The following is a 26,138-nucleotide window of genomic DNA, read 5'->3' as shown; positions in this document are numbered from 1 at the left end:
CTAATTTTATCCGCTTACTGACCAATCCAATATCTTTTCAGCCAACTCGTCTTCAATGCAGTACAAGAAGGCAGTTGGCACCTTTAGAACACCGCTCAACGCGACTACCGTTTTGAAATCTGGAGTGTGAACACCACGTTCATATTGGTTCATACGAGCAGACGCAACAAACTTATCCATCCCCGCCATTATTCCTAACTGCTTCTGGGACAGACCGAGTCTTGTTCTTGCTTGCTTTAGCCGTGTTGGAAACGGTGAACCATCATTAGTTTTCAATTGGTGTAAGACATCTGCTCTTGAAAACTAAGATTTTCTTAGCTTTAATTGAATCTAGATACTAAGGAATACTTAGCAACAAAATTAGGCATGCCTAATTTTTTGGGAGGAAATGACTATGCTTGAAACTTTCGTGTGTGTGTCGGTAGGGGTTATCTACTTGTTGATTAGTATATTTACGGCTGATGATCAATCATCTACGGAAAATGAACAACTCGATAAGCTTGATGATGGTATGGGTAATATTATCGCTGATGGCGAACATATGACTCGTCAAGAGGCTGAGGATGCTCAGGCACGAGGCGAGTTATACGACACTTATTACTAGAGCTAATTTACAGCCCAATTTGGCATGCCAAATTGAGGAAAGGCTTTTATGAACGAAGAAAAACTGATTAATAACTCTGTGTTATGGCCCTTTTTACCCGCGCTGGCTGAGATTAAGCATCGACTGTGTGGTATTGAAGTCGAATGTGAGCCACTAGGCCTTTCTTTTGATAAGGATGTTCAGACTGAAGAGGATATGTTACTCACTTTAATATCTCAAAAGGCGTTTGTGTTCGATGTAACCAACGAAAATGGGGTTGTCTGGGATATAAGACGGGAGCCCTTTTCACAATTTAAAGCGCGCAGCACCAAAATAACATTCCCGTTTACTGGCTATAATCCTAATAAGCGACAGCAAATCAGTAATTGGGTTATCGAGTTGTGTAATTGGGAAGGTGACGTGTTTACCGGCATTACTAGGCATTAAAATTAATAGGAACTGCTATGACAACATATGAATGGTTTCAAATGTGGGTGCTGATGGTTTTAGCTATTAGCGCTACTCGCCAGTACGACAAACTAAAACATGACCTATTTGAAGCAATTAAAGAGGGGAGAATATAGTTATGGCTCCTTTGCTTACAGGATGTGCCTTGGTTCTGGCAGTGGTGATATTTTTTGCTGTGCTATTTCACTTTAATCGCGACAAGCTCAATAAAATCGACTGATTTCCAATATTTCTAGCGAAAGAATTAGGCATGCCTAATTTAAAACGCCCAAAACCAGCATTTCCTCCCCCCATTTTGAGTAAAGATTACTCCTCTAATTTTGCTAAGTCCGCATTTTTAAAGGCTTGAAAAACCCATCAAAAGTAAGGTGGGCTTTTTCGATCCAACCTGTCTCAAACCGTGTCAACCTAACTCTCAATGATTCAAGTAATACAAATGCGTTGATTTTGAGAGGTAAAATTCATGCTAAAAGCAAAAGCTGATGGTATCTACTCATACAGTAGTAGCGGTGAAGAGAAAAAAATATCTGGGCCAATTGAGGTTAAGGCAATTGTGTCTTCCCCCAACAAGCGAGAAGACTTTGGTCGTCTTATAGAATGGAAAAACTACTTTGGTCTAACAATTCGAGAAGTACTCACTATGGGAGAAGTGTGCGAAGGCTCAGCAACAAGTTTTAAACAACGGTTGATGAACTCTGGATTTCAACTATCTCCTGAAAAAAGATCTTGGGAGTTACTTTTAGCACACCTAATTGAGGCTCCATGTAAATTGCATGCCTACAGTGCAAGACAAAGTGGTTGGATTAACGGGCAGTTTGTGACACCAGATTGGAGCGTAGGTCGACACGAGACACCTGCTATCTATGTCGGTGATTTTGCTGGTGCTAGTTTAGAAGAGTCAGGCTCTCTATTGGATTGGCAAAAACATGTCGCCCAATACTGCCGAGGTAATCCAATCTTGATTATGGCTGTGTGTACAGCCCTAGCGGCCCCCATTGTCGAGTGGACAGATTTGGAAAGCTTTGGAATACAGATTGTTGGGAGCTCTAAGTCTGGCAAGTCTACAGTCATGAAAGTGGCTGCCAGTGTTTATTCAGATCAAACCTACTGGGAAACTTGGAGCTCGACTTCAAACGGGATTGAGTCTATTGCACGGGCAAGAAACAACATGTTGCTTTGTTTGGACGAATTTAAGCAGTGCCCTGCAAATGAAATGGATCGACTGATTTACCACTTATGTAATGGTGTATCAAAGCTTAGAAGCACAAAAAACGGTGGACTAGACAAACGGTATCGGTGGCGCACTATTTTGCTTAGTACAGGAGAGCTAACTCTTGAGGAGCTTTTCCTGAGTATTAACCAGAGTGTGAGCGCTGGTCAGTCTGTTCGCCTGATAGAGGTACCAACTTTCTGTACGTATGATGCCTTTGAAAATACTCATGAGTTTCCTTCAGCAAAGGAATTTGCTGAATATTTATCAGCCAGCGTTAATAAATATCACGGAACTTTTATCAAATCATGGTTGGAAGTCCTATCGAGATTTAATTGTCCGCAAGATGAAATAATAAAAGAGTTTAAAAGCATACGCGAGGAATGGCCTTGGCCAAAAAACATAGAGAGCCAAGCTAATAACGTTTTAGATAAATTTGCACTGCTAGCTGCCGCGGGGGAAATTGCCATTAATTTAGGGCTGTTGCCATGGCACTTGGGTGAAGCTAAAGATGCATTAGAACAAGTAGCAACAATTTGGTTAGATGACCGAAATAGCACCGAAAATTCAGAAAGTAAGAAAATTATTAAGAAGCTTATCAAGCTAATCAATAAGTGGCGGCATAGCCTGAGTTCTCGGGGGGAGTCCCATAATGGGAGCATTGGATTCTTCGAATCAGAGCCTGAGCTGACTTGGTTCATCCCTCAGCAGCTGTTCAAATCGGAAGTAATAGAATCCGTTGCTCATGAATACACTCAATTATTACATTACATGCTTCAAAAAGGTTGGGCCATTTCAAATGAGAGAACGCGTCGTACATTTAAAATAGGAGGGAAGCGGTTTATTAAGTTCTTTCCAGAGAAAATATGTCGCGAATGCGGTGAAAATGTGGATCTATCCCACTTTTATCCAAATGATAACTCATTGAATAGTAATTTAAATCCCACTTTCCCAGTTTCCCAGAGCGAGAATTACTAATGCTTACTGACCAACTATTTGACGAAATAAAAGGCGTTATTGAAAGCCAACTTTGCAAAGTAGCGCTCAATAGCAAAGAGTTCCTGACATTTGATGAATGTGTTCAGTACACAGCACTGAGCCCGAATTTCTTGCGTCAACAAGTACGGGATGGTTTGCCATGTTACAAGCTTGGAGGGCGGCGAACCTTTTTTAAAAGAAAAGAAGTTGAAGCTTGGATACTAAAGAATCGCGTGAAATTGGGAGACGAACATGAATAACGAACTATTTGAAAAACGAGCGGGCATTTTAAAACTTTACGGTGAAGAAGAGCGCTTGATAAGCGAGACTGAACGCTGCCGCAAAACCGGCATAAGCCGCACTACCTGGTGGCGCATGCAAAAGGCGGGAGAGACCCCTCCTGCTTCCAGCGTTAGTAAGGGAAAAGCCCGCTGGTTGTTGTCTGATATTTTGCTTTGGATAAATGGAAATTAATGAATAGCACTATGTTAATGCTGGAAAAATAGCGTTATTTGTACTGGCTCATACACGATCTGACACTGTTAGTTTTTGGGCGTGACCTAATGTGACATTTAGGTTTTTTCTGATTGATGACCGCTATGAGCGAATTGCAATCGTTCGATGGTTGCCGCCAAGGTCTGGTTTAGACAAACAACGGACGTTCATTAGTAGTGTTCTCTTACTTTCAAGTAGTGTCTTCCATAACCGGTCATTCAGTAACACCGCATTCAGCGGCTTGTACGCTGCAATGCTTTGTTGACCGATTTTTTATACCAATACTTTGAAAGAGACCAATAAAATCTATCGATTTTCTTTGGCCTGAAAATAGTAATAACAAGGCTGACGAAGCTTGCCAGACCAAATATTACTGAGAGTGATGTATCTGACGGAGAGTATAAAGATACCATCGCATAAATAAGGGCAAGGGGAATAATGACGTAAGTTAAAACCCTGAGACCAGTATACTGGCGTCTTGCAACAGCCTTGATAGGCTCTCGCTTCCGAAGCTCTGCTTGATGCTTTAATGCTGCCAGTTCAGAAATGGCTTGTTGACCATCTGAAGCCTGCTTTTCAAGCAAGTGTTTTTCATTTATAACCTTTTCAATATATGAGTCATTTAAGAAGTCATGTGCCATTGAAATTGATGCGATCGAAACATCCTCGGGCCTAGATGGGGCTTTGTATATTTCATGATGAATTCTTGCCAATACATCTTTATCAACTTTCCCTTTAGCATATTTATCAGAAAGATCTCGATATATACTTGATACAGACTTGCTTATTTGATTGGAGATAGTCATCTTGGCTCTGATAACCGGATCAAAAGAAATTGGCATCTTTGACTTACCACCAAACCCCTTATTTAACTTGAACCACAATTTTTCGGTTAGGAACTCAATATTAGTTGCAAACGGAATTGCACCATTACCATCGTGTACACAGCTTGAAAAAGCCATCCTTTGTGGTAGCCAACTCTCCGTAAGAAAAATTGATGAAATCTGATCAATACCAACGTTATTTTCACCTTTTCTTAAAACATTAATCTTTGTAAATATTTTGAGGATTGAAGAAATATCATCAGTTTTAGCGCTGGTTTCGGCTAATTCAGCAATTAGTCTCTGAAGGACATCTGATCCTTCTACGTTATAGTTAGGAAGGGAATAATAATCCGTACGAGGCTCTTGATTTATTTTAAGCCGAGCCAAACTGGTCATAAATTCTGCTTTCTTGGTTAAAACATCACTTTGATATTTACAGCCATTGCATATATTTATCATTGCCGTTTTAGACGGATCAACAGTGCCTTGTCTTCCAACGATTTTTTCTGCGGCATAGAAAAATGATTCAATATCACTGGATGTTTCCTCTAAATATTTTAATTCTATTCTGCCCCCCTTCTTATTTCGATTGACTTCACATACTAAATCATTGAAGTCGTCAAATAGAGATTTATACAAAGTTCCATTCAAGCCGGCTGCATTAAAGAGGTGCTCAGAATCCAAAAATATTGTTAAATTACCCCTCCAGCTACCTAATGTAGATAAGTCTGGGGAGTATCGAATTCCGGTATAAAGAATCAACCCCTCCTCGATCCTATCTAATTTATCTTTAAATCCAGACTCACTCTCATATGTAATGATAAAATTCGCGATTTCATTAGCAAGTTTATCGTTTTTATCTGGACGAGTTAGATAGGTTTCTAGGCTTTTCTCGACGTCCTCTTTTTGTATGCCAAGTAATCCATTATCATTACAAAACCTATGAATTCTTGTGACAATCTCATCATAATCATTACGAGATTTTTGAAAATCGGAATTGAATGTAGAACTTGAAATAAAATTCTCTGCAACACTATATATTCCGCTATTTAGAGTGATGAGCCCTGCTTTAACTAGGCGCTTTCTCAGGCAACTTTTCACAATTGCCTCAGGAAGCAAAAAACCAAAGTCCTCATCCAGATATCTGACACATTCTATGGAGCTAAAGGCAGAAATTGAACGCTCGCTTATTGTTTGCTTAATAAATTCAGCCAAAACGTCATATATATCCTTCTTTTCATCATAAATGACGCGTAAAACTGAGGCTGAGGCAAGTAATTTTACTTCTTCCAATGCTCACATTCCTTTATTCGAATAACAGCGTATTATACCGACCATGCAAGGTCGGCCTCCTTTCAAGCTAGATTACACTCTAAGGATAGAAAATAAAACTTCCGCTTTACGTACACAGCAGCCATTCAAAATCTAAAATACGATAGTCAGCTATTGGCACATGGCTGACAGCCAGATTAGGTCAAGCTCTGTGATGTGAAGTGTCAGAAGAAATTTTGTCTAATCCACCTTATTCGAGTGAAAAGAGACATTTGAGATTGTTGAGTGTTAACTGTTTGGACTTTGCAGCCTCTTCATCACTGAAGAAGAGGCTGCAAAGTGACTGATACTGCTTGGTGAATAACCTTTCTCTCTTCAAAGAAGTCATGTTTGTTGTAAATTACATCTAACTTACTGATTTGATGATTTAAACAACGTTCTAAATGATCGTCTTGAAACTTTAGCTCTGACCCAATAGACCTGAACGTACGACGAAGATCGTGAACTCTAAAATGTTCCAAATCACCCATACGGTTTGGCGGTGGGACTTTCTTACTTTTGTCTATACCGAACAGTGAATTAATAGCGCTGTTGATGGTATCAGGGCCCATATATGGTTTTTTGCTCTTACGTCTAGCCGGAAATACATAATCTGAGCCATGTGAGCGAACTTTTAGTTCTTTCAGCCATTCGATAGCTAGTGGTGGTAATGGGATTTTGATTGCTCTAAATTTTTTCTTGGTACGCTCTTTTGGGAGATGCCACACCGCGTTGTCTATATCGAATTCATGCCATGGTGCTTGAATTAATTCAGATTTACGTACTCCCAAAACCACTAACAAACAGCATGCCAGATAGTTGTCGCGAGTAAAGGACTCAGGGTATTTCCTAAATATGCTGAATGCTTGCTCTATTTCAACATTAGTTAATGCTCTTTCCCGAGATGGCTCGTGCCCTCCAGCATCTTTGTAGCTAAAAGCTGAAGCAGGATTGTTTAGTGTAATATTCAGCTGAATTGCATGTTTAAAAAGATTGTTAAGGAGGTCGAGTACATCATTCGCCACTGTAGGCCGACCACTATCGGTAATGATATTTAAGATATCTCGAATGTGAAACGCATTGACCTGCTCAACTTTCAGGTGACCAATGAACTTGGCTATTTCTCTGTCATATTTGCTTTTTGGAATGTCAGGCCTTTCTAATCGTTTAAGAAGCTTATTTTCGTACATATCTTGAAATAACTCGTCAAAAGTCATTCCAGTATTCTTTGTGAGGGAGCTCAATGATAGTGGATCAACGCCTTCTCTTAGCATGGCTCTGATTGTTTCAGCCTCACCACGAGCTTCAGCCAGTGTCAGTTGCCCGAATTTACCCAGCGACTTTTCCCTCCTCTTTTCGTTAAAGGTATATCTCAGGGACCAGTAAGGTTCGCCACGCTTTGGAACGACGAAGGACAACCCATTGCCATCGGATGTTTTACTGTGCTGACCTTTAGCAAGTATGTTGACTTGTTTAACTGTTAAATTTGGCATTTTTTCACCTCTTGTACTCACCAGTAGTTTGAGACTAGCAGTGAAAAATACTCACCACAATACTCACCAATTGGATGAAACAGAATGAAAGAATACGGAACCATAAAAAACAAAACCCCGCTATAAAGCGAGGTTTTTCAAGTGTTTATAAGTTATTGTGAACGCTAGTGAGCTTTATTCTATATTCTGGATCTGCTCGCGCATTTGTTCTATTAGGACTTTTAATTCTACCGCTGATTGGGTGATGTCGGTGTGGATGGATTTTGAGCCTAGGGTGTTGGATTCACGATTGAATTCTTGCATCATGAAGTCGAGTCTGCGGCCTACTGCTCCGCCTTTTTTGAGGATGTTGTAGGTTTCGCCGATGTGGGAATTGAGTCGGTCTAGCTCTTCGGCTACGTCAACTTTTTGGGCTAGCATGATCATTTCTTGCTCTACGCGGCCCTCTTCTAGTTCAATTTTGGCTTCTTCGAAGCGGCTAAGCAGTCGATCTTTTTGCCATGCGATTATTTCTGGCATTCTGGCGCTGACCAATTTCACTTGTTCTTCGATACCTTCGAGGCGCTGCTCAATCATTGTTTTCATGTTCGCCCCTTCAGCGGCGCGGGCTTGGATAAAGTCTTTTAAGGTTTCGTCGAATGCTTGCATCACGTCGGTCTGCACGCTATCCATATCGGTTTCTTCGCTGGCGATAACGCCGGGCCAACGTAGTATGTCGACCGGATTAACACCACTTGATTGGCCATGGGATTGCACCCAATCTGCCGCATGCATAAGTTGCTTGGCAAGCTCTTCATTCAGGCTCAGTTTGCCTACCGCGCCGTCATTTGGCACATACCGCAGTGAACATTCAACTTTACCGCGCTGGAGGCTTTTTCTAAAACGTTCTCTGAGCATGGGTTCAAGAGAGCGAAGCTGCTCGGGCAATCTAAAAAAGGTTTCTAAGTAGCGTTGATTTACTGATCGTATTTCCCAAACAGCAGTTCCCCATTGGGCTTTAATTTCTCTGCGGGCAAATGCGGTCATGCTGTAAATCATAGGAAATCCTCTAGGTTTAAATTATTTTTTAGACAACTATTTGCTGCATATAGTACTCGCAATTGAGCAAAATTGTAGAGCGCTTTTAGTCATTCAGTCATTTCTTCTTACAAACCGGCTGGCAAATCGATGCAACTCGGCAAAAATCACCAAAACAGCGGATTTTTATAGTTACCTTTTTATTTGTGCACTTGCTGCAACATTGGCGCTAGTTAGGCTATAATCCTGCGCCATATCAATTAGGAGTGTAAACATGCGTCCAAGTGGAAGAACTGCCAGTCAAATCCGTCCCGTTACTATTACCCGTCAATTTACTTGTCATGCTGAAGGCTCAGTATTGGTCGAGTTTGGCAACACTAAAGTGTTATGTAATGCCAGTGTTGAAGAAGGCGTACCACGCTTTATGAAAGGTCAGGGTAAAGGCTGGATCACTGCTGAATACAGCATGTTGCCGCGCGCAACCCACACACGTTCTGGTCGTGAAGCTGCCCGGGGTAAGCAAGGCGGACGTACACTTGAGATCCAACGCTTAATTGCCCGTTCATTGCGTGCAGCGGTTGATCTGAAATTACTTGGTGAAAATACGATCACGCTAGATTGCGATGTAATTCAGGCTGACGGTGGCACGCGCACGGCTTCTATAACCGGTGCTTGTGTTGCTATGGTTGACGCACTTACATGGATGCGCAGTAAAGGTATATTAAAAACCAATCCGTTGAAGCACATGATTGCAGCATTATCGGTTGGTGTTTATAAAGGTAACGCGATTTCTGATTTAGAATATGTAGAAGATGCTGACGCTGAAACTGATATGAACGTTGTTATGACGGATACCGGTAAATTGATTGAAATACAAGGTACGGCCGAAGGCGAACCTTTTACCTTTGAAGAAATGCACGAGATGCTAGAACTAGCCAAACACGGTTTACGTGAGCTGTTCGATATTCAAAAAAGCGCGTTAAATTAATTCAACTTGAGAGTCTGGTTATGCAAGATTATCAAAAAGCTTTTATTGAGTTTGCCTTGCAACGTGAGGTCCTTAAGTTTGGCCAATTCACGTTAAAGTCTGGCCGTAACAGTCCGTACTTCTTCAATGCTGGCTTGTTTAATACTGGCGGTGATTTAGCTAAATTGGGCCAGTTTTATGCTCAAGCATTGATCACCTCAAAGATAGAATTTGATGTGTTGTTTGGCCCTGCTTATAAAGGCATTCCCATTGCTACCACCACCGCGGTTGCCCTTGCTGACAAACATGATGTCGACACGCCTTATTGTTTTAATCGCAAAGAAGCTAAAACCCATGGTGAAGGCGGCACTTTGGTTGGCAGTCCACTTAAAGGCAGGATCATGCTGGTGGATGACGTGATTACTGCTGGTACGGCTATTCGTGAATCAATGCAGTTGATTGATGCCCATGGCGCGACTTTGGCCGGAGTGTTGATTGCACTGGATCGCCAAGAAAAAGGCAAAGCCGAACTTTCTGCGATTCAAGAAGTTGAACGGGATTTTAATACCCAAGTGATCTCGATTATTAGCTTGTCCGATTTAGTCGAATATCTACAAGATAAACCGGAAATGAAAGCCCACTTGGCCAATATTGAACAATACCGGCAGGATTATGGGATCTAGTAACGAGGGATTAGACGAGTTCGCCCAAGCCGATCAACATTTGGACGCTTTGGGTTTACGCTGTCCAGAGCCTGTGATGATGGTACGTTTGCAAATCCGCAGAATGGATGACGGGCAAACGCTAAGTATTATTGCTGATGACCATTCTACCACTCGCGATATTCCTAGCTTTTGTCGTTTTATGAATCATACGTTAGTGAAGGCTTACACTGACGCTAGCCCATACAAATATTTGATTCGAAAAGGTTTGTAGTTTTATTGACGACCAATAAAAAAGCCGCGAAAGCGGCTTTTTTTGTGGAAATTAAACGCTGACTAGATTAACGACGTTTGCGTAAACCAAGTCCTAATAACCCTAGACCTAAAATGGCAAGAGAGGTTGGCTCTGGTACTTGAGTGGTATTTTCCAAAGTTAAGCCATTGATGATTGGATTATTGTCAGGAAAGCCCGCTGCGCTGCCACCCATTGCAATATTCAAGGTTTCATCTGTTGCTGTGAAGTCAAAACGTACAAATGCGCCAACAGAGTTAACCCCAATGCCACCTTGTTGAACCGAAGGAGCAAAGTCATCTACGATTTGTTGACCTTCAACAGAAACATCAAAACCACGACTACAGCAGTTTTCAGCAAATAATAACTGCAGTGAATAGTCGTTTCCAATCACTAGATTCGCAAGGTCGACTCGGACAACATCAGTTCCGGCGTTACTCCAACGAATAGAACGCATCACTGTTTCAAGACCGTCATCATCGGCAGATGCGCCATAACTAGCATTGTGCCAATTGAGTATGTTATTTGCTGCAAAAATTGACACACCAGCAGCATTATCATCGGTAAAGTTGGCATCACCAATAGTTATGCCACCAGGACCACGTACGTTTACTGCATAGTCAAACAGGCCTTGAAAATCTAGTCCTTCGCCTGCATCTGTACCTGTAAAGGATCCTGTGATTACGGTGGCATTAGCTATACCTGAGCACAACACAGAAGAGACGAGTAGACCCGCTAACAATGTTTTGATTGACTTGATTTTCATTTTACTTCCTTAACAATTAACTGATACAAGAAAAATTAGAGGTGGTTGAGGCGGAGATAATTTTTTTTCATACACTGACAAAGCAAATATCAGGCCATATTTTAATGGCTATATATCAGTGGGTTAACTCATTTTTTTGCGCTATGGGAAGTATGATGTTAAAAAGCTCGACACTGGCTGCATATTTTTTGAGCTAAATGAGTCAGGGCCGTGAAGATGACCGACAGCCCTGCTCAATAAAATTTAAATATCTAGACTAGCAAGGAATTGGCTAGTTAGGTTTGCGAAACTTCATGGTCCAACGATCGGTGTTGCCGGTCACTGACTTGGCGCCTACTTCATATTCTAATTCATCATCTTGACGGTAGTGTATGTCTGAGTAATCAACAAACTCAAAACCAGCCGCTTGGATTTCTTTGATGGCTAATACCGGATCGACGCGGCGACGATTCGCACCGTTCATCGGCTCCATATGTCTTGCAGTGTGGTCCACAACCGCATAAATTCCGCCGGGCTTGAGCGCTTCAAAGGCGGCTTTATTCATTGCTGCTCGGCCTTGGGCATTGAAATTGTGATAATTTCTAAAGGTGAACACTATGTCTATATTGTTTACACCGAACCCATTTAAATCGAGAGAATAAAATCTGTCCCCTTCTTCACGCCATAATTTTGCATCTTCGGCAACGATCTGAATTTTCTCAAAGCCAGCAGTATTGGTTAGTCGTTCCTTTATGCCACTCGTTCCCATAGCTGCATAATATTGACCTTTTTCGGCAACCAGTGGGGCTAGAATTTTAGTATACCAACCACCACCTGGGATCAGTTCTAAAATGCGCATGTCTTCCTGCAAACCAAAAAATTCTAAGGTTTGAGCCGGTAAGCGATTATCATCCCGCTCTTTTTCAGCATCGGTCCGAATGTCGCTTTGCATTGCCTGTTTAACTTTATCCGCGATACTGTGATGCTCGGCGAAAGCCGATGCGCTGCTAAGGGTTAAACCCATAGCCGTTATTAAGGTAATTGTGGTATTACGTAATTTCATGTTCATTTCCCTGTTTTTTATACTTAAACGACCTTAGTGGGCTTCCGGATCAAAGGCCGGATAAAAGCTATTATTGTTCACACCCTAACAGCTTATATTGGTGACATTATCAGTTACCTACGTGCTTCTTTGCTGTAGGCTTTGCTCAGTTACTTTCCTAATTAGCATAAAGTGGGGTTAGGCCTATTTATACAGGTAGACCTTGCCGTCTTTCATGACAAAATCGATATCTTGCATTTCTGCAATATTAGTAAGAGGATCGCCTTTCACAGCCACCATATCTGCCAACTTACCTTGTTCAATGGTGCCAAGACGGTCGAGTTCATTGAGTAGAACTGCGCCGTGATAGGTAGCGCTGCGTATCGCTTCGATGGGTTTCATACCCCCTTCCACCATCAGGACAAATTCTAGTCCGTTATCACCATGTGCCGACACACCAGAGTCAGTACCAAAAGCGATATTGACCCCTGACTTATAAGCGGCAGAAAAGGTATTCATTATTTTCGGGCCTATCTCTGCTGCCTTGGGGCGGACAACATCTGGGAAGAAACCATCAATTTTGGCTTTTTCTGCTACCCAGTTACCAGCCATGATGGTGGGCACATAGTAGGTACCATTTTCTTTCATTAATTTGAAGATTTCTTTATCCATGTATGTGCCGTGCTCTATGGAGGTAACACCCGCAACAATGGCACGACGCATGCCCTCTTTGCCGTGGGCGTGAACCGCGATGGTCATGCCGTAGTCTTTTGCGGTTTCGACAATCGCTTGAAGTTCGTCTTGCATAAACTGTGGATTTTGGCCGCTTTTAGCAACTGAGAGTACTCCGCCCGTGGCAGTGATTTTGATTAAATCAGCGCCATCTTTGTAGCGCTGACGAACGGCTTTACGGGCCTCAGCAACGCCATTGACTACGCCCTCTATCGGGCCTGGATCAGTGGTGATGACTTTTGCCTGTCCGTTGGTTGGATCAGCATGCCCACCAGTAGTGGCAATCGCTTTTGCGGCGGTGAATACGCGGGGACCGTCAATCATCCCTTTGTTGATGGCGTTACGCAAGGCCACGGTCTCGTTATATGCATCGCCTAAGTTTCTAACAGTGGTAAAGCCAGCTTGCAGGGTTTTCTCGGCGAAACCCACAGCCTGAATGGTGAAATCAGCTTCGTTTAATACAAAACGCTCCATATATGAGGCCGGTCCTGAGTGCTCAAAGGTTAAGTGGGTATGCATATCCATTAAACCGGGCATCAGGGTGTAGTCGGATAAATCGATTAAGGTGTCATTTGGGCCAACTGCAATAAAGCCGGATTGAATAGAACGAATACTGTTGTCTTCAACGATAACGGTGACGTTATTTTGTACCTTATCGGATGCCGCACTGATGAGTGTACCTGCATGAATATATGTGGCTGCTTGCACCGATGTACTCAATAAAATTGAGCCGACAATGAGCGCCATCATATAAGTTTTACAAAGGTTGGTTTGTTGTAGTGGCATAGTGTTGGTCTCTTCAACATTGATCAATTTTGAACAACATTAGGGGAATTTGTGCATCAGGTCAAAGTCGCTAAACGCAAACTCAAATTTAACTTAGTAATTGATTGGTAAGAAAAGATTATACTTGGGGTGGTCTGGTTTGAGCAGGATTGTTCTCACAAGCCTATAAAAATAGGGGCTGAGATTAATGGCATTGTATACGTCTAAGCTAAACATTTTTTCAATATGTACCAAGGGAAAACGAATAATCCCCACTGCTTAATACTAGATGGGAATCGCCCTCTATGACTTGCTGTTTGGCAATCTCAATGAGCTGGTAATATACATTTTGGTGAAGTCTGGCCCACAAATTTCGTCTTACCTTTACATAAGGTAGTAGTGCTCCAGTGATGGCATCGGTGCGTAATTCAACGGGGTTTTCTGAACTGACCACAAATTGATCATCGGTTTGGGTGGTAAACACTAACATGTCGTCCGATTTTTCCCACTGGACGATTAAAAAAGGTACGTCTTCTACTTGAATGCCGACTTTTTCAACTGGGGTTACTAGGTAATATTTATCATCATCCTTACGTAGAACGCCAGCGAACAATTTCACCAGCGCCTTGCGGCCTATAGGCGTCCCCATATAAAACCAACTGCCGTCGTGCTTAATTTGCAAATCTATATCACCACAAAAAGCTGGCTGCCATTTTTCAACTGGCGGCACCTTATTTTGGTGTTGCGCCAGTTGCTGCTGGAGTTTGCCTAAATCCATATCGTAAAGTTACTCTTGTAAAGCGTCTTTGATCTCGCGCAGTTTTGATTTCAAACGGCGCATATTCTCTGGCCCAGTGCGCAATAATTGCTTTTGCACAGAAGATAGCTCTTCCAATCGTTGATCTTTGAACTTATACATCACACTTTCGGTATAAACTTCCATCGGCATAGGGACTTCAGGGGTATCCAGGATATGATTGATTGCGTCAACTAAAACGAATTTAAAGTCATCATCGGGGTCCCCTATTTCAGCATAAAAATTATCTAATGCTGGTTTATAGGTTTCATATAACGACAATAATGCAGGGGTATCCATAGAGTCGATGGCGTCAACATAAGGAGTGTAACGTTTAAAGCTTGAAGCATCAATAAAGGTCTTGTCAGATTGCTCGTAGACCCGAAATGCCTGTTCAGGCGCGACAACAACTTGATGTTTAGGAACCAAGGTTTTATTTGCAGCATTGGAGGTTAGCACCACAAAACGACGCAGTAGGTCATCGTTAACCAGCAGACGGGCTGCGGTTTCATAGTTTGCTATGCTAAGTAATGACGTTTTCACGGCAGCATCGCTGGTATCCAGCGGCTCAGGCTCAGGCATAGGTTCAGGCATGTCTAAAGCTACAGGCTCGTCGTTAGCCAAAGCGTCATCTTCGGTAACATAATCGCTGCTGTCGGCTGTTGATTCAGGGGAGAATGCCGGCTCTACAGGCTTGCTTTCTATGGCTATGGGGGGGGCGTTGAGGTCTGCTTGTTCGTCCCCTGAGAACATAAAATATGCAGCAACAATGATGATGCCAACTACCGCCGCTAATATGATGTGAGGAGCGATTGATTTGTTTTTCGATTCTTCAGTCATACATTTTTTCCATATTTCAAAGACCTATATCTTATTATGACAAGCATCTTGGCCAATTGTTGAAAATTTTTAGGATAATTTTATATATGGAGTGTAGACCTTACAATTACAAGGTCTGGACAGAGTAACTTATGCCGTTTAAACTGGTCGGAGAATTTACAATTAATTTACATTTGAGTCGATAAGTTTATGACTATTATTCTGTACGCCATACCGTTCTTCTTTTTATTAATTGCGCTTGAATTGATATTTGAAAAGATTCGGAAAACTGATTATTACCGTGTCAATGACGCTATAGGCAGTCTAAGCGCAGGCGTTATGAGTCGTATGATTGGTATTGCGAAAAACTTAGTCCCCTTTACGATTTATATCATTTTATATGACAACCTGAGGCTTTTCACTTTGCCAGAATCGACACTAGTTTGGGTGGCGGCATTTGTCATATATGACTTTTTTTACTATTGGAATCATAGGTTTGGCCACGAAATGAGTATATTTTGGGCGGGGCATGTGGTGCACCATTCCAGCGAAGACTACAACCTAACCACAGCGTTGCGTCAGTCTTCAGGTACTATTTTTAGCTTTGTGTTTTATTTACCCATGGCACTAATGGGCTTTGATCCTTTGATGCTGATCAGTGTGGCGGCAATAAATTTAGTCTATCAATTTTGGGTTCACACCCAGCACGTGCCCAAATTAGGCTGGCTGGAGTGGATTTTTGTTACACCGTCAAATCACCGAGTTCATCATGCCCAGAATCAGCGTTATTTAGATCGAAATTACGGTGGGGTGTTTATTATTTGGGATCGTATCTTTGCCAGTTTCCAAGATGAATTAGACGAAGAGCCGCCCATTTATGGTGTGCGCAAAGCATTACACAGTTGGAACCCCGTGTGGGCCAACCTACAAGTTTATTCGCAATTGGTAAAAGACAGTACAAGAACGAAAAGGTGGCCAGACAAGTTTCGAGTCTGGTTCGGTAAAACCGGTTGGCGGCCTGATGATGTAGCTGCAAAGTACCCTCTTACACGAGTGGACCTAACGAAATTCGAACGTTTCGATACTGCGTTAAGCGTTCCAGCAAAAATATATTGTGTGTTCCAATATGCGATTTCTGCAATGATTGCTGTTTATCTGATGATGAATGTTGCCGTTATGGCGATTGGTTCTCAGATGGCGCTCGCTGCCTTTGTTGTTTTGAGCAGTGTTTCATTGGCCTGGTTTATGGAATCAAAACCTATAGCTTATTGGCTTGAGTGGGGCAAAAATGCCTTGCTACTAACTGCTGCAGTAACACTACAAATCCCCGAAATTATTTCCACAGTCTTATTTGTTGGCACTCTATTAAGCTTGTTTCTATTGGTTAGCGTAAAACGAAGTGAACCTAAAGCTTCACCAATAGCACAGCCTTCCCCGCCTCAATAAATACTTATTTAGCAGAAAGTTTAGAAAGCACTAATACTGAACTTTCTGCTCAACTTAGGCGTAGTAACTAGTTCTGCAAGATTAGCTTCAGGACTATTTATGAAATTTGACTACGAGCGCGTCATTCGAGACAAAATAACCATTGATTTACTTGAAGTACAGTCATTTGAAATGAGCCTATATTTGGTTAAACTGCACGTTGGGAATAACCAAGGTATGCTTTATCAGGGGCCTTCGCTAAAACGCTTCCATAGTGCCCAACAAATCCGTGATGCGTTTGAAGTAATAAATGTCAGCAAAGCCATAATGGTGCATGAATCCCCTTATGATGAGATGATTGGCAATCCACCTAAGGCTAAAGGAGCAACGATCTTGCCGTTCTCCATGTCTCAACCTTATTGATAAAACCTTAATACCTTGCTGATCAAACAGCTGGAGAGAATATTCAATGCAATATCTGCACACTATGGTACGCGTATCTGACCTAGATGCGTCACTCAAATTTTACTGTGAACAATTGGGCTTGGTTCAGACTAAGCGAACAGACTATGAAAAAGGCCGCTTTAGTTTAGTTTTTCTAGCCGCACCAGAAGATGTTGAGCGCGCTAAAAGTCATGCGTCCCCATTGATAGAGCTCACCTATAACTGGGATCCGGAGAGCTATAGCGGCGGGCGTAATTTTGGCCATTTAGCTTTTCGAGTCGATGATATTTACGCACTGTGTCAAACGCTGTCAGATGCGGGCGTGGTGATAAACCGTCCTCCTCGAGATGGGCATATGGCCTTTGTTCGATCTCCCGATGGTATCTCAATCGAGCTGCTACAAAAAGGTGATGCGTTGCCGCCACAAGAGCCATGGGCGTCAATGGAAAATAGCGGTCAGTGGTAATTACCGCAAAGCGGCGATAATGACAGACTTTAGCTGCTGGTAGTTGCCACCAATACTCTGCACCTACCAGCTAGTTATGGCCCAATTGCTGGGCCGATTTTTGCTATCAAATGTCTGATTTGTACAATTATATCAACATATATTTTTCAGACTAAAACATACAATATCGGGACATTTTTCGGCAGTGACAGTCTGCTTCCATCCCAACGGGAAATATCTTTGTAGTGATTATGAAAGCCCATTCTTACCATTTAAAAGTCAATTCAGAGCAGCCATCAATCGTTAAATTGTGATTGAATTTATGCTGTTCGTACCCACGTTAATTGTTCTTCAGTTAGACGGTTAAAAAGAGTAAGACTATGGAACAGGCATTTAATGAGGCCCTACTTAAATTATGCATGTTGATGTATAGAATTGATGGGAAAATCACACTCACCGAGCAGGATTACTTTCAATCAATATATTCTCATCTCGATTGGCAGGGCGAACAAGATCTTGACGAGTTTCAACGACAGTCAATTCATCAAGTGCGCCAAGCGGTCGATAGTGGTGAGGTGAAGGCTTATATTCTATCGCTTAAGGATGCGTTGACTTTCAATGCTAAAAAAGCACTAACTGTGGCACAAGGGATTTCACTGGTTGACGGAGACATTGCCGAAGAAGAACAAGAGATACTTGATTACCTACAAAATCGGCTGCTCGCCAAAGCACTTGATTAAATTCCCAGAGCATAAAGCTGCAATATGTTTTGATACCCAAGGGTAAAATATTATACACTCACTTTCAGGGTAAAAATTTAACCTTTAGAGGTGTTAATGGATAATAAATTTGAAGCCCATGGAAGTTTGCAGCTAAAACTTGATGGGCAAATTCTTCAGGTAGAAGGCACTGGACCATGGAATTTAGAATCTCTTCAGCAAACCGGTGAAAGTGCTAGTGGGTTAATAGAGCGCTTAGCTGATAAGCCCTGGGCGGTTATCGTGATATTACATGGTGAATGTATATACGTACCAGCGGCCATGCAGTATTTGATCGATGTGGTAGCGCAAGAAAAACAAATAGGCAGAATCGCGACCGCTATTTTAGTCGATGATTGCGACTTGCCAATGTTTGCCGAGTCTCACCTTTCGGAAATTTATCGTAGCGCGGGAGAAACGTTTCGTTTTTTTCATGATGTTACAGAAGCTAAACAATGGCTGTTAGAGCAACTTAGTGATGGCCAAAGCTAACTTCTAACAACTCAATATTTTGGGTGAATGTCAGGGTTTTGATATCACCCATTCCTTCAATGTTTACAGTATTGGTTTGACTTGACCATAAGTCTCTTAACGCATCATGTTTAACTTGAATACCCTGTAAATTATCTATTTGGGCGGTTTCTTGATAGACCCAAAAAAACTTACCATCCACTTCAAAACCGACTTTTTTCAACGCAAGGTTATTGTTGTCTGCATCAAATAAGGTAAAACGTGCGGCGACATATTCACTAAACTGCAATTGTGTTTCCGTCGAATCCAGAATGTCGGCGCCCTTGCCAAAAATCTGTTTAACCGCATGTTCTGCATCGTGCAGATTGAACCGATGCATAACTTCGATATTGTCGGTGCGTGGATTGAACAGTATGGTTGAGATAGCGGTTTTCTGTTGATGGGCACTCACAGCTGCCGAAACCACTAAGGTAACGGCAAGCAACCATTTTAGTAAGCTTGGCTTGAACACTATTGATCGTCGCCTTTAAAGTCAGTTTTCAACTCCGTGGTCATATCATGCATGATGTCACGGCTGACTTTAGCTTTACTTTTTTCTTTCTTAAACGCTTCAATACGCGATGGAATGATCCGTCTAGGGTAGTGGTTATTACTGGTATCGACATCAGCCGTTTCCCAATGAGGGTCAATACTGACGCCAGTCAGCACTTTATCTTTTTCGGTGACAATTAATTTATTCACTGCCTTAGGGGTACGGCGCCAGATCTCGGCGGGAATTCGAAGCATATCAGTAGTACCATCTTCAAAAGTGAGCTCAAGAATAATCGGCATCACCAAGCCTCCTAAATTGGAAAACTCCAGCACATAGTAATTTTTGTCTTCTTTTACAGCACGCTCTAAAGCTATACGTTCCCAGTCTTTTAATTTACTCAGATATTTCTGATATTTATTGCGATCTTTATTGGTTACGGTGAAGCGGTCATTTTCATCGTAAAAGTCTTTCAAATCAGGAAAACGTTCAACCCAAAGCTGCTTACCTTCTTGGCGATTTCTGATATCGGTTAGTGAAACAGGTTTGTCGGCCTCTTGTTGACGTTCTCGGTCAAAATCGATATCCGGATCTTTGCTATCTAAGCGTAATTTATAGATAGAATCTAAAGATATGTCTACGTGGTCAGTGGTGTAAAACCAGCCGCGCCAGAACCAGTCCAAGTCAACCCCTGAGGCTTCTTCCATGGTGCGGAAGAAATCAGACGGAGTTGGACGTTTATATTTCCAGCGTTGGGCATATTCTTTGAATGCAAAATCGAACAACTCACGACCTAAAATCGTTTCGCGCAGTATATTCAGTGCCACGGCAGGTTTAGTATAGCCATTGGGTCCCAATTTCAACACACTATCAGATTGGGTCATAACCGGTACTTGGGTGGAACCTTTCATATAGTCAACTACATCGCGGGGTTCTACTCCCCAAGGAATGGTTGGGTCCCATTCACGACCTGCCACACCATCTAAGAAACTGTTTAAACCTTCATCCATCCAAGTCCATTGGCGCTCGTCGGAGTTGACGATCATCGGGAAATAGATGTGGCCCACTTCGTGGATCACTACGCCAATCAAGAAGCGCTTTTCGGCTTGAGAATACGTGCGGGTGCCATCGTCTTGTAACGTGGTGCGTGGACCATTGAAAGTGATCATTGGATATTCCATTCCGCCAACAGGTCCATTGACAGATTGGGCAACAGGGTAAGGGTAATCAAACGAGAAACGGGAATAGACTTCTAGTGTATGGATGATCGACTCAGTAGAGTATTTCTTCCATAAATCGCCCCCTTCTTTGGGGAAGAATGACATGGCCATTACCAGTGGTTGCTCGTCACCGCCTTGTTGATGGCCTCGGGCATCCCAGATAAATTTACGTGATGATGCCCAAGCAAAATCGCGGACATTTTTTGCTTTGAATCGCCAGGTTTTCTGCTCATCAGTAGCTGCTTTCTCGTTCTCCAGAGCTTCCTCTTCTGTTACCACAAACACAGTCCGCTCGGCTTCCTCTGCTTGTTTTAAGCGCTTACGCTGAGTAGCGGTTAAAACATCATTGGGGTTTTGCAGTGAACCTGTGGCTGACACTATGTGATCGGCAGGCACCGTGAGTTCAACATCATAATCACCGAACTCGAGAGTGAATTCACCTCGTCCAATGAATTCCTTATTGGTCCAAGCTTCATAATCGGTATAAGCGGCTAAACGAGGAAACCACTGAGCTAATAAGAAGATGTCATTGCCGCCTTCTCTGGCATCATCGGGGAAGTGCTCGTATCCAGAACGCGCAGAGACCGCATCTTCTTCGACGATATTGAAAGCATAGTCAATAGAAAATTCAACATCTTTACCCGGTTTGAGCGGTGTGGCTAAATCGACGCGCATTAGGGTGCCGACAACGGTGTATTTGAGGTCATTGCCACGGCTATCTGCAACCTTGTTAAGTTGGTAACCTAAAACGTTATCGTCAACAAATTGTTGTCTGCGTAATGCCCCAATACTGATTTGTGCAGGCGTGCTGCCTGAAGCACTCTTGGTACCAGGACCACGATTACCTATCCCACCAAAGGTAGTAGTAAGCGCTGACATTGAGTCATCACGAAATTTGTTTTGATCAAGCTGAACCCACAAATATTTTAGTGTGTCGGGTGAGTTATTTTGATAAGTAATTTGCTCACTAGCTTCAATGCGTCGCTTGGTCTCATCAAGTTTGGCTTGAATTTTATAGTCAACTTTTTGTTGCCAATATTGATGACCTGGCTCGCCCGCAGCATTACGGTAAACATTTGGAGTGGGGAGTGCTTCATCTAATTGACGGAATTTGTCTTGGAAGTCGCCTTTGGTTTGCTGGATAGTTGCGTAACTACTAAAAATTGGTAGAACGAATATCGCCAGAATACTTACTACAATTGCTCTGATTCGCATAGTGATGGATACTTAATACAGCTAATTCAATGCCCTAATTCTACCCTAAAAGCAATCTAAATCGCCAGCAAAACGGGATTTTAGCCTATAGCGCGCTAAATACGTGTTTTATTACGATTTAATCCATAAGTTATAACCCCTGTGGCTTGTTTTGTTTACATTTTGTCGTAATCTACACCTACAGTTATCTTTGAGGGATTACGATGATGGATTTTACCTGGCAACGAGTGGTGATTAAGGTCGGCAGCGCTTTAATCGCCCCGGATGGCAATCAATGCAGCGGCCGCTATTTATTGGCTATAGCACGCTTTATCACAGCGAGTCGTGATTTAGGTAAAGAGGTGATTTTAGTTTCTTCCGGCAGTGTTGCGGCGGGAAAGGGCAAAATTAAAACCCACCACGCTCCTTCTATTGCCGAGAAACAGGCAATGGCGGCCATCGGTCAAACTCAGATGATGGCGAATTGGTCACGCTTCTTTGACTTTCCCTGTGCACAGCTTTTGTTAACTTATGATGATCTACACAATCGCACTCGTTACGTGAATATTAAAAATACCTTACGAGAGCTGCTCAATCATCACGCTTTGCCGATCATCAATGAAAACGACACCGTGGCGGTGAATGAGCTAAAAGTCGGTGATAACGATAATCTTGCAGCCTATGCTGCCCTTATTGCTGAGGCCGATACATTGATCATTTGCTCGGATGTGGATGGTTTGTTTGACAAAGATCCCCGCCGCAACCCAGATGCGAAGCTACTGCCATTGATTGAACATATCGACGAGGCAACCATGGCGTTAGCTGGGGGGGCCGGCACTAGCCTGGGCACCGGTGGTATGCAGACAAAATTGCAAGCCGCACAAAAATGTACTCAAAGCGGGATTCAAACACTGATAGTCAATGGCCAGAAAGGTGACGTGTTTGACAACTTACTCGAAGGAAAAATACAAGGTAGTCTATTCAAACCCGTTGCTAGTCGCGAAAATTCCCGTGGCCAGTGGCTTAAGCACACCCTTAAAAGTTGCGGAAAAATTGTAATTGATGCAGGCGCAAAAACGGCCATTTTAAACAAAGGTGCATCTTTATTACCCAGCGGTATTATTGAGGTTGTTGGACAATTTAAGTCTGGCGAGGCAGTGACCATCGAATATCAAAGTCATCCGTTAGCCAAGGGGTTGGCTTTGTACAGTGCCAGTGACCTGCACCACATCAAAGGTAAGCGCAGTAGTGATATCGAAGGACAATTAGGCTACACCCTCGGCGAAGCCGTGGTACACCGTGATGATATGGTGTTGTTATAAAAACAAATAAAAATTATCGCTCGCCGCAATGTCGCGAGGGAGCTATCAGATTAGGAAAGAATTTATGTCATTTTCCATCGCTGTAGCAGCCCGTGCAGCCAGACTTGCCGCACGCTCAATTGCTACTTTAAGCAGTAATGTTAAAAACCAATTATTACGGGATATTGCCGATGAGTTAATCAGTCAATCGGATGCGATTTTGGCGGCCAATAAACGGGATCTTGAGCAGGCTAAAATTGCTGGGCTGGATGTTTCCATGCAAGACCGATTAATGCTTAGTGAGGAGCGCTTACAAAGTATTCGCCAAGCGGTGCTACAAATTGAACAACAAAGGGATCCAGTCGGCAGTATTAATCAGATTGAACGACAGCCAAGCGGTATCCGGGTTGGCAAAATGCGCATTCCTTTAGGGGTGATCGCGATGATTTATGAGTCTCGTCCTAATGTTACCATTGATGCCGCGGCTTTGTGTTTAAAGGCCGGAAACGCGGTTATTTTGCGTGGTGGTAAAGAAGCTATTCATTCAAATCTAGCCTTAGCCGCATGTATCCATCGAGCGCTGGAAAAGCACAATTTAGATCCAGCTATCGTAACAGTGGTGCCCGACACCGACCGCGCGGTGATGAATGAATTAATGACCTTGAGTGATGATGTCGACTTGATTATTCCTCGCGGCGGTGAAGGCTTAATCCGATTTGTTAGCAAGCACAGCCAGATCCCAGTGATCCAACATTTTAAAGGTGTTTGTCATCTGTATATAGATAAAGCAGCCGATTTAGTTAAAGGACTGGCACTATTACAAAATGGAAAAACCCAGCGAACCAGCGTGTGTAACTCCCTCGAAACACTATTGGTGCACCAATCGGTAGCGTCCGAGTTTTTGCCCATGGCTGCAGCGATGTTTGCCCAACATAAAGTGAAAGTGCATGCATGCCCAAAAAGTATAGGGTTCTTCGATGGCGCGGTTGCCGCCACTGAAGATGACTGGCATGCCGAGTATTTGGCCCTTGAAATTGCCATACGGGTTGTCGATAACTTCGATCAAGCTGTTGAGCATATCGCGCTTTATGGCTCGGGCCACACAGAGGTAATTGTGAGCCAAGATTATTCAGCGACCAACGAGTTTATCCGAGTGGTAGATTCAGCGGTAGTGATGGCTAATGCCTCGTCGCGCTTTTCCGACGGTGGAGAGTTAGGCTTAGGCGCCGAAATTGGCATATCAACCAGTAAATTACATGCTTATGGTCCTATGGGAGCTTTGTCGCTGACCACAGAAAAATTCGTGGTTTATGGTGACGGCGAAGTGAGGAAATAAACTATGCGCAAAACATCACCAGATGCTTGGATGTTCGTCGTGTTCATTATTGGCGTTATTGTCATTCCCATTTTAGTGGGAATGACGGTATTAAAGCTCTACCGACAGGTAAAGCCTTTACCTGAAATTGATCCAAAAGCCAGCTCATTTGTGCATTTGGATCAAATTCAGCAAGATAGCTTTTTTAAGATTACTTTGGTCGGTTGGTTGATAACCGGGCCAATTTTCTATTTTATCTATGCGACATACTTAAGCTGAAAGTGGCTTAATTCTGTCCCGTTGCAGTTTGTTTTAACATGGCATGGAAAAATGTGATGGCATTGATGTAATCTGCCACCGGTAGTTGTTCATTCACACCATGAAAGCGTTTCAATCCTTTGGGATCGAGGCGCACCATCATAAAACGATAGACATTGTCTGATAACCCATAAAAGTGTTTTGAGTCTGTGCCGCCCATCACTAAATAGGGGGCAACTAGTATCTGGTTGTCTAACTGTCGAATGTTCTTTTCAATTAGGCTATAGCCTAAACTATCTGTAGGGGAAACTTGAGATGGCTCATTTTGCATAAAGCTCTCAATTTGCACCCTAGGATTGTCGATGGCTTCGACCACATGCTGGGTGACTGTCTCGACCGTCTCACCTGGCAAGATCCTGAAATTGACAACGGCACTGGCTTGAGTCGGCAGAATGTTAGATTTAGAACTGCCGCTCAGCATAGTGGCAGCTATGGTGGTGCGAATACCTGCCGCACTTGAAGGCTTGCCTAACATGGCGCTTTCAACCAAGGGAGACAGCAACCAAAGGTTTGCCATTGGCAAGCGGGAACTTAAGGGGGCGTAGTAGCCAACCCGCTCGAAGGTTTCTATACTAAAGGTCAAATTAGTCTCAAACTGAGCATTTTCGATATCTACAATAGCTTGGCTTAGGATCCCTACCGCGGTGTGTTCAGGTGGTTGTGAAGAGTGACCGCCTTCATCATTGACAATGAGCTTTAAATTGACAAAGCCTTTTTCTGCGATGCCAATTAATGCCACGGGTTGGGTCATACCAGCCATGACTCCGTCTGTTATAGCGCCGCCTTCATCGAGGACAAATTCAAACTCAGTGCCTTGTTGCTTGAAATGTTCAGCGATTCTGGCCGCGCCTTGTTCGCCGCCGATTTCTTCGTCGTGGCCAAAGGCAAAGACTATTTCACGCTCGGGTACTAAGCCCTGACTAAGCAGTAGCTCCATTGATTCGAGCAATGCAAACACTGTGACTTTATCGTCTATTGTGCCTCGTCCCCAAATAATATTGTCTACTACCGCGCCGCTAAAAGGCGGCTGTTGCCACTGGGATTGTGTTACCTCATCTACTGGCACCACATCCATATGGCCCATAAACAAAGCCGGTTTGAGGGCGGCATTACGGCCTTCAAAACGGTACACCAAACTATGATGATTAAAGATCATTTGTTCGGCCGTTTGATGTATCAAGGGGAAGCTCTGTTCAATGTGCTCACGCAAACCAGCGAAAGCAGCATCATCGATACGAGATGGGTCATCATAAGAAATCGTCGCAAAGCGAATACCTTTAGCAAATCGTTCAACAGCAGCTGATTGATCTATATCTAATTGCTCGGTGTTCTGGGGAAGGTTTAACTGCTTATTTTCAAAGGTGGTTTCCGCACGTATCCATAGTACGGCAACTAAAATCATAACCGCTAAAATAAAGGTTAACAGCAATCTCTTCATATAATCTGACTCATTGAGTTTTTCCACTTATAACCAGTATAAACCTGAAGTTACAATAAAGTCTTGCTTGGTTGTTGAGTT

The 26,138-nt window shown here is 42.9% G+C and carries 28 protein-coding genes; 16 read left to right on the top strand and 12 right to left on the bottom strand.

Features of this window, described 5'->3' with window-relative positions; translation table 11 throughout:
• Positions 1-6: 6 nt before the first annotated feature.
• Complete coding sequence (locus QR722_RS19025) at positions 7-276, bottom strand: helix-turn-helix domain-containing protein (protein WP_101566470.1); 270 nt, start codon at positions 274-276, stop codon at positions 7-9.
• 118 nt (positions 277-394) lie between these two features.
• Between QR722_RS19025 and QR722_RS19020 the strand changes: the two genes are divergently transcribed.
• From QR722_RS19020 to QR722_RS19000, 5 genes are all read left to right on the top strand, one after another.
• Entirely contained in the window at positions 395-604 is a 210-nt protein-coding gene (locus QR722_RS19020) for a hypothetical protein (RefSeq protein ID WP_105167653.1), read from the top strand.
• A 48-nt stretch (positions 605-652) separates the two neighbouring features.
• Positions 653-1,030 carry a hypothetical protein gene (locus QR722_RS19015; RefSeq protein WP_286284584.1) on the top strand — a complete coding sequence of 126 codons (378 nt, stop codon included), beginning with the start codon at positions 653-655 and terminating at the stop codon, positions 1,028-1,030.
• A gap of 484 nt (positions 1,031-1,514) precedes the next feature.
• Positions 1,515-3,239, top strand: a complete 1,725-nt coding sequence (locus QR722_RS19010; protein ID WP_286284583.1) for a DUF927 domain-containing protein — start codon at positions 1,515-1,517, stop codon at positions 3,237-3,239.
• Positions 3,239-3,499: a helix-turn-helix transcriptional regulator gene (locus tag QR722_RS19005; protein WP_286284582.1), complete on the top strand. Its 261-nt coding sequence runs from the start codon at positions 3,239-3,241 to the stop codon at positions 3,497-3,499. Before QR722_RS19010 ends, QR722_RS19005 begins: the two co-directional genes overlap by 1 nt.
• A complete protein-coding gene (locus QR722_RS19000) occupies positions 3,492-3,713 on the top strand; it encodes a helix-turn-helix transcriptional regulator (protein WP_286284581.1) in 222 nt (73 codons plus the stop codon). The genes QR722_RS19005 and QR722_RS19000 overlap by 8 nt, the downstream gene beginning before the upstream one ends.
• Before the next feature lie 254 nt (positions 3,714-3,967).
• Here QR722_RS19000 and QR722_RS18995 read toward each other — a convergent pair whose 3' ends face one another.
• The 3 genes from QR722_RS18995 to QR722_RS18985 form a co-directional block, all read right to left on the bottom strand.
• On the bottom strand, positions 3,968-5,851 hold the full coding sequence (locus QR722_RS18995) for a hypothetical protein (RefSeq protein ID WP_286284580.1): 1,884 nt from the start codon (positions 5,849-5,851) through the stop codon (positions 3,968-3,970).
• Between the two features lie 296 nt (positions 5,852-6,147).
• On the bottom strand, positions 6,148-7,362 hold the full coding sequence (locus tag QR722_RS18990) for a tyrosine-type recombinase/integrase (RefSeq protein ID WP_286284579.1): 1,215 nt from the start codon (positions 7,360-7,362) through the stop codon (positions 6,148-6,150).
• 174 nt (positions 7,363-7,536) lie between these two features.
• On the bottom strand, positions 7,537-8,400 hold the full coding sequence (locus QR722_RS18985) for a YicC/YloC family endoribonuclease (RefSeq protein WP_286284577.1): 864 nt from the start codon (positions 8,398-8,400) through the stop codon (positions 7,537-7,539).
• Between the two features lie 253 nt (positions 8,401-8,653).
• Here QR722_RS18985 and rph point away from each other — a divergent pair, with 253 nt between their 5' ends.
• The 3 genes from rph to tusA are packed head-to-tail and all read left to right on the top strand — an operon-like array spanning position 8,654 to position 10,282.
• On the top strand, positions 8,654-9,367 hold the full coding sequence (gene rph / locus QR722_RS18980) for a ribonuclease PH (RefSeq protein ID WP_286284575.1): 714 nt from the start codon (positions 8,654-8,656) through the stop codon (positions 9,365-9,367).
• 20 nt (positions 9,368-9,387) lie between these two features.
• The gene (gene pyrE / locus QR722_RS18975; RefSeq protein ID WP_286284573.1) at positions 9,388-10,029 is read left to right on the top strand and encodes an orotate phosphoribosyltransferase; all 642 of its coding nucleotides are present in this window, start codon (positions 9,388-9,390) and stop codon (positions 10,027-10,029) included.
• Complete coding sequence (tusA, locus tag QR722_RS18970; RefSeq protein ID WP_286284571.1) at positions 10,019-10,282, top strand: sulfurtransferase TusA; 264 nt, start codon at positions 10,019-10,021, stop codon at positions 10,280-10,282. The genes pyrE and tusA overlap by 11 nt, the downstream gene beginning before the upstream one ends.
• Before the next feature lie 67 nt (positions 10,283-10,349).
• On the opposite strand, the gene QR722_RS18965 is transcribed toward tusA, so the two are convergent.
• The 5 genes from QR722_RS18965 to QR722_RS18945 all read right to left on the bottom strand — a co-directional run bounded on the left by QR722_RS18965 (position 10,350) and on the right by QR722_RS18945 (position 15,220).
• Positions 10,350-11,066, bottom strand: coding sequence for a PEP-CTERM sorting domain-containing protein (locus tag QR722_RS18965; RefSeq protein ID WP_286284570.1), 717 nt, complete (start codon positions 11,064-11,066; stop codon positions 10,350-10,352).
• A 271-nt stretch (positions 11,067-11,337) separates the two neighbouring features.
• The gene (locus QR722_RS18960) at positions 11,338-12,108 is read right to left on the bottom strand and encodes a class I SAM-dependent methyltransferase (RefSeq protein WP_286284569.1); all 771 of its coding nucleotides are present in this window, start codon (positions 12,106-12,108) and stop codon (positions 11,338-11,340) included.
• A 183-nt stretch (positions 12,109-12,291) separates the two neighbouring features.
• A complete protein-coding gene (locus tag QR722_RS18955) occupies positions 12,292-13,569 on the bottom strand; it encodes a metal-dependent hydrolase family protein (RefSeq protein ID WP_286287746.1) in 1,278 nt (425 codons plus the stop codon).
• A gap of 256 nt (positions 13,570-13,825) precedes the next feature.
• A complete protein-coding gene (locus QR722_RS18950) occupies positions 13,826-14,362 on the bottom strand; it encodes a DUF1285 domain-containing protein (RefSeq protein WP_286284568.1) in 537 nt (178 codons plus the stop codon).
• A 9-nt stretch (positions 14,363-14,371) separates the two neighbouring features.
• A complete protein-coding gene (locus QR722_RS18945) occupies positions 14,372-15,220 on the bottom strand; it encodes a DUF3014 domain-containing protein (RefSeq protein WP_286284565.1) in 849 nt (282 codons plus the stop codon).
• A gap of 189 nt (positions 15,221-15,409) precedes the next feature.
• Between QR722_RS18945 and QR722_RS18940 the strand changes: the two genes are divergently transcribed.
• From QR722_RS18940 to QR722_RS18920, 5 genes are all read left to right on the top strand, one after another.
• Entirely contained in the window at positions 15,410-16,645 is a 1,236-nt protein-coding gene (locus QR722_RS18940) for a sterol desaturase family protein (protein ID WP_286284564.1), read from the top strand.
• Positions 16,646-16,744: 99 nt separating this feature from the next.
• The gene (locus QR722_RS18935; protein WP_286284562.1) at positions 16,745-17,047 is read left to right on the top strand and encodes a DUF6482 family protein; all 303 of its coding nucleotides are present in this window, start codon (positions 16,745-16,747) and stop codon (positions 17,045-17,047) included.
• A 46-nt stretch (positions 17,048-17,093) separates the two neighbouring features.
• The gene (locus tag QR722_RS18930; RefSeq protein ID WP_286284561.1) at positions 17,094-17,534 is read left to right on the top strand and encodes a VOC family protein; all 441 of its coding nucleotides are present in this window, start codon (positions 17,094-17,096) and stop codon (positions 17,532-17,534) included.
• 359 nt (positions 17,535-17,893) lie between these two features.
• A complete protein-coding gene (locus QR722_RS18925; protein ID WP_286284560.1) occupies positions 17,894-18,253 on the top strand; it encodes a tellurite resistance TerB family protein in 360 nt (119 codons plus the stop codon).
• A gap of 96 nt (positions 18,254-18,349) precedes the next feature.
• Complete coding sequence (locus QR722_RS18920) at positions 18,350-18,763, top strand: hypothetical protein (protein ID WP_286284559.1); 414 nt, start codon at positions 18,350-18,352, stop codon at positions 18,761-18,763.
• On the opposite strand, the gene QR722_RS18915 is transcribed toward QR722_RS18920, so the two are convergent.
• Together QR722_RS18915 and QR722_RS18910 are read right to left on the bottom strand one after the other, a co-directional pair.
• Entirely contained in the window at positions 18,744-19,253 is a 510-nt protein-coding gene (locus QR722_RS18915; protein ID WP_502872448.1) for a DUF6702 family protein, read from the bottom strand. The genes QR722_RS18920 and QR722_RS18915 overlap by 20 nt on opposite strands.
• Positions 19,253-21,706 (bottom strand): M1 family metallopeptidase, encoded by a 2,454-nt coding sequence (locus QR722_RS18910; RefSeq protein WP_286284558.1) that lies wholly within the window; start codon positions 21,704-21,706, stop codon positions 19,253-19,255. The genes QR722_RS18915 and QR722_RS18910 overlap by 1 nt, the downstream gene beginning before the upstream one ends.
• Positions 21,707-21,909: 203 nt before the next feature.
• Between QR722_RS18910 and proB the strand changes: the two genes are divergently transcribed.
• The 3 genes from proB (at position 21,910) to QR722_RS18895 (ending at position 24,580) form a co-directional block, all read left to right on the top strand.
• Entirely contained in the window at positions 21,910-23,007 is a 1,098-nt protein-coding gene (gene proB / locus QR722_RS18905) for a glutamate 5-kinase (RefSeq protein WP_286284557.1), read from the top strand.
• Between the two features lie 64 nt (positions 23,008-23,071).
• On the top strand, positions 23,072-24,322 hold the full coding sequence (locus tag QR722_RS18900) for a glutamate-5-semialdehyde dehydrogenase (RefSeq protein WP_286284556.1): 1,251 nt from the start codon (positions 23,072-23,074) through the stop codon (positions 24,320-24,322).
• 3 nt (positions 24,323-24,325) lie between these two features.
• Positions 24,326-24,580 carry a hypothetical protein gene (locus QR722_RS18895; protein ID WP_286284555.1) on the top strand — a complete coding sequence of 85 codons (255 nt, stop codon included), beginning with the start codon at positions 24,326-24,328 and terminating at the stop codon, positions 24,578-24,580.
• 7 nt (positions 24,581-24,587) lie between these two features.
• Here QR722_RS18895 and QR722_RS18890 read toward each other — a convergent pair whose 3' ends face one another.
• Complete coding sequence (locus QR722_RS18890) at positions 24,588-26,084, bottom strand: M20 family peptidase (protein ID WP_353506893.1); 1,497 nt, start codon at positions 26,082-26,084, stop codon at positions 24,588-24,590.
• Positions 26,085-26,138 lie beyond the last annotated feature (54 nt).

This window comes from Aliiglaciecola sp. LCG003, assembly GCF_030316135.1.
In the GTDB taxonomy this organism is placed as follows: Bacteria; Pseudomonadota; Gammaproteobacteria; order Enterobacterales; family Alteromonadaceae; genus Aliiglaciecola.
The sequence above is the reverse complement of the archived record's forward strand: the minus strand, read 5'-3'. Positions and strand labels throughout refer to the sequence as shown.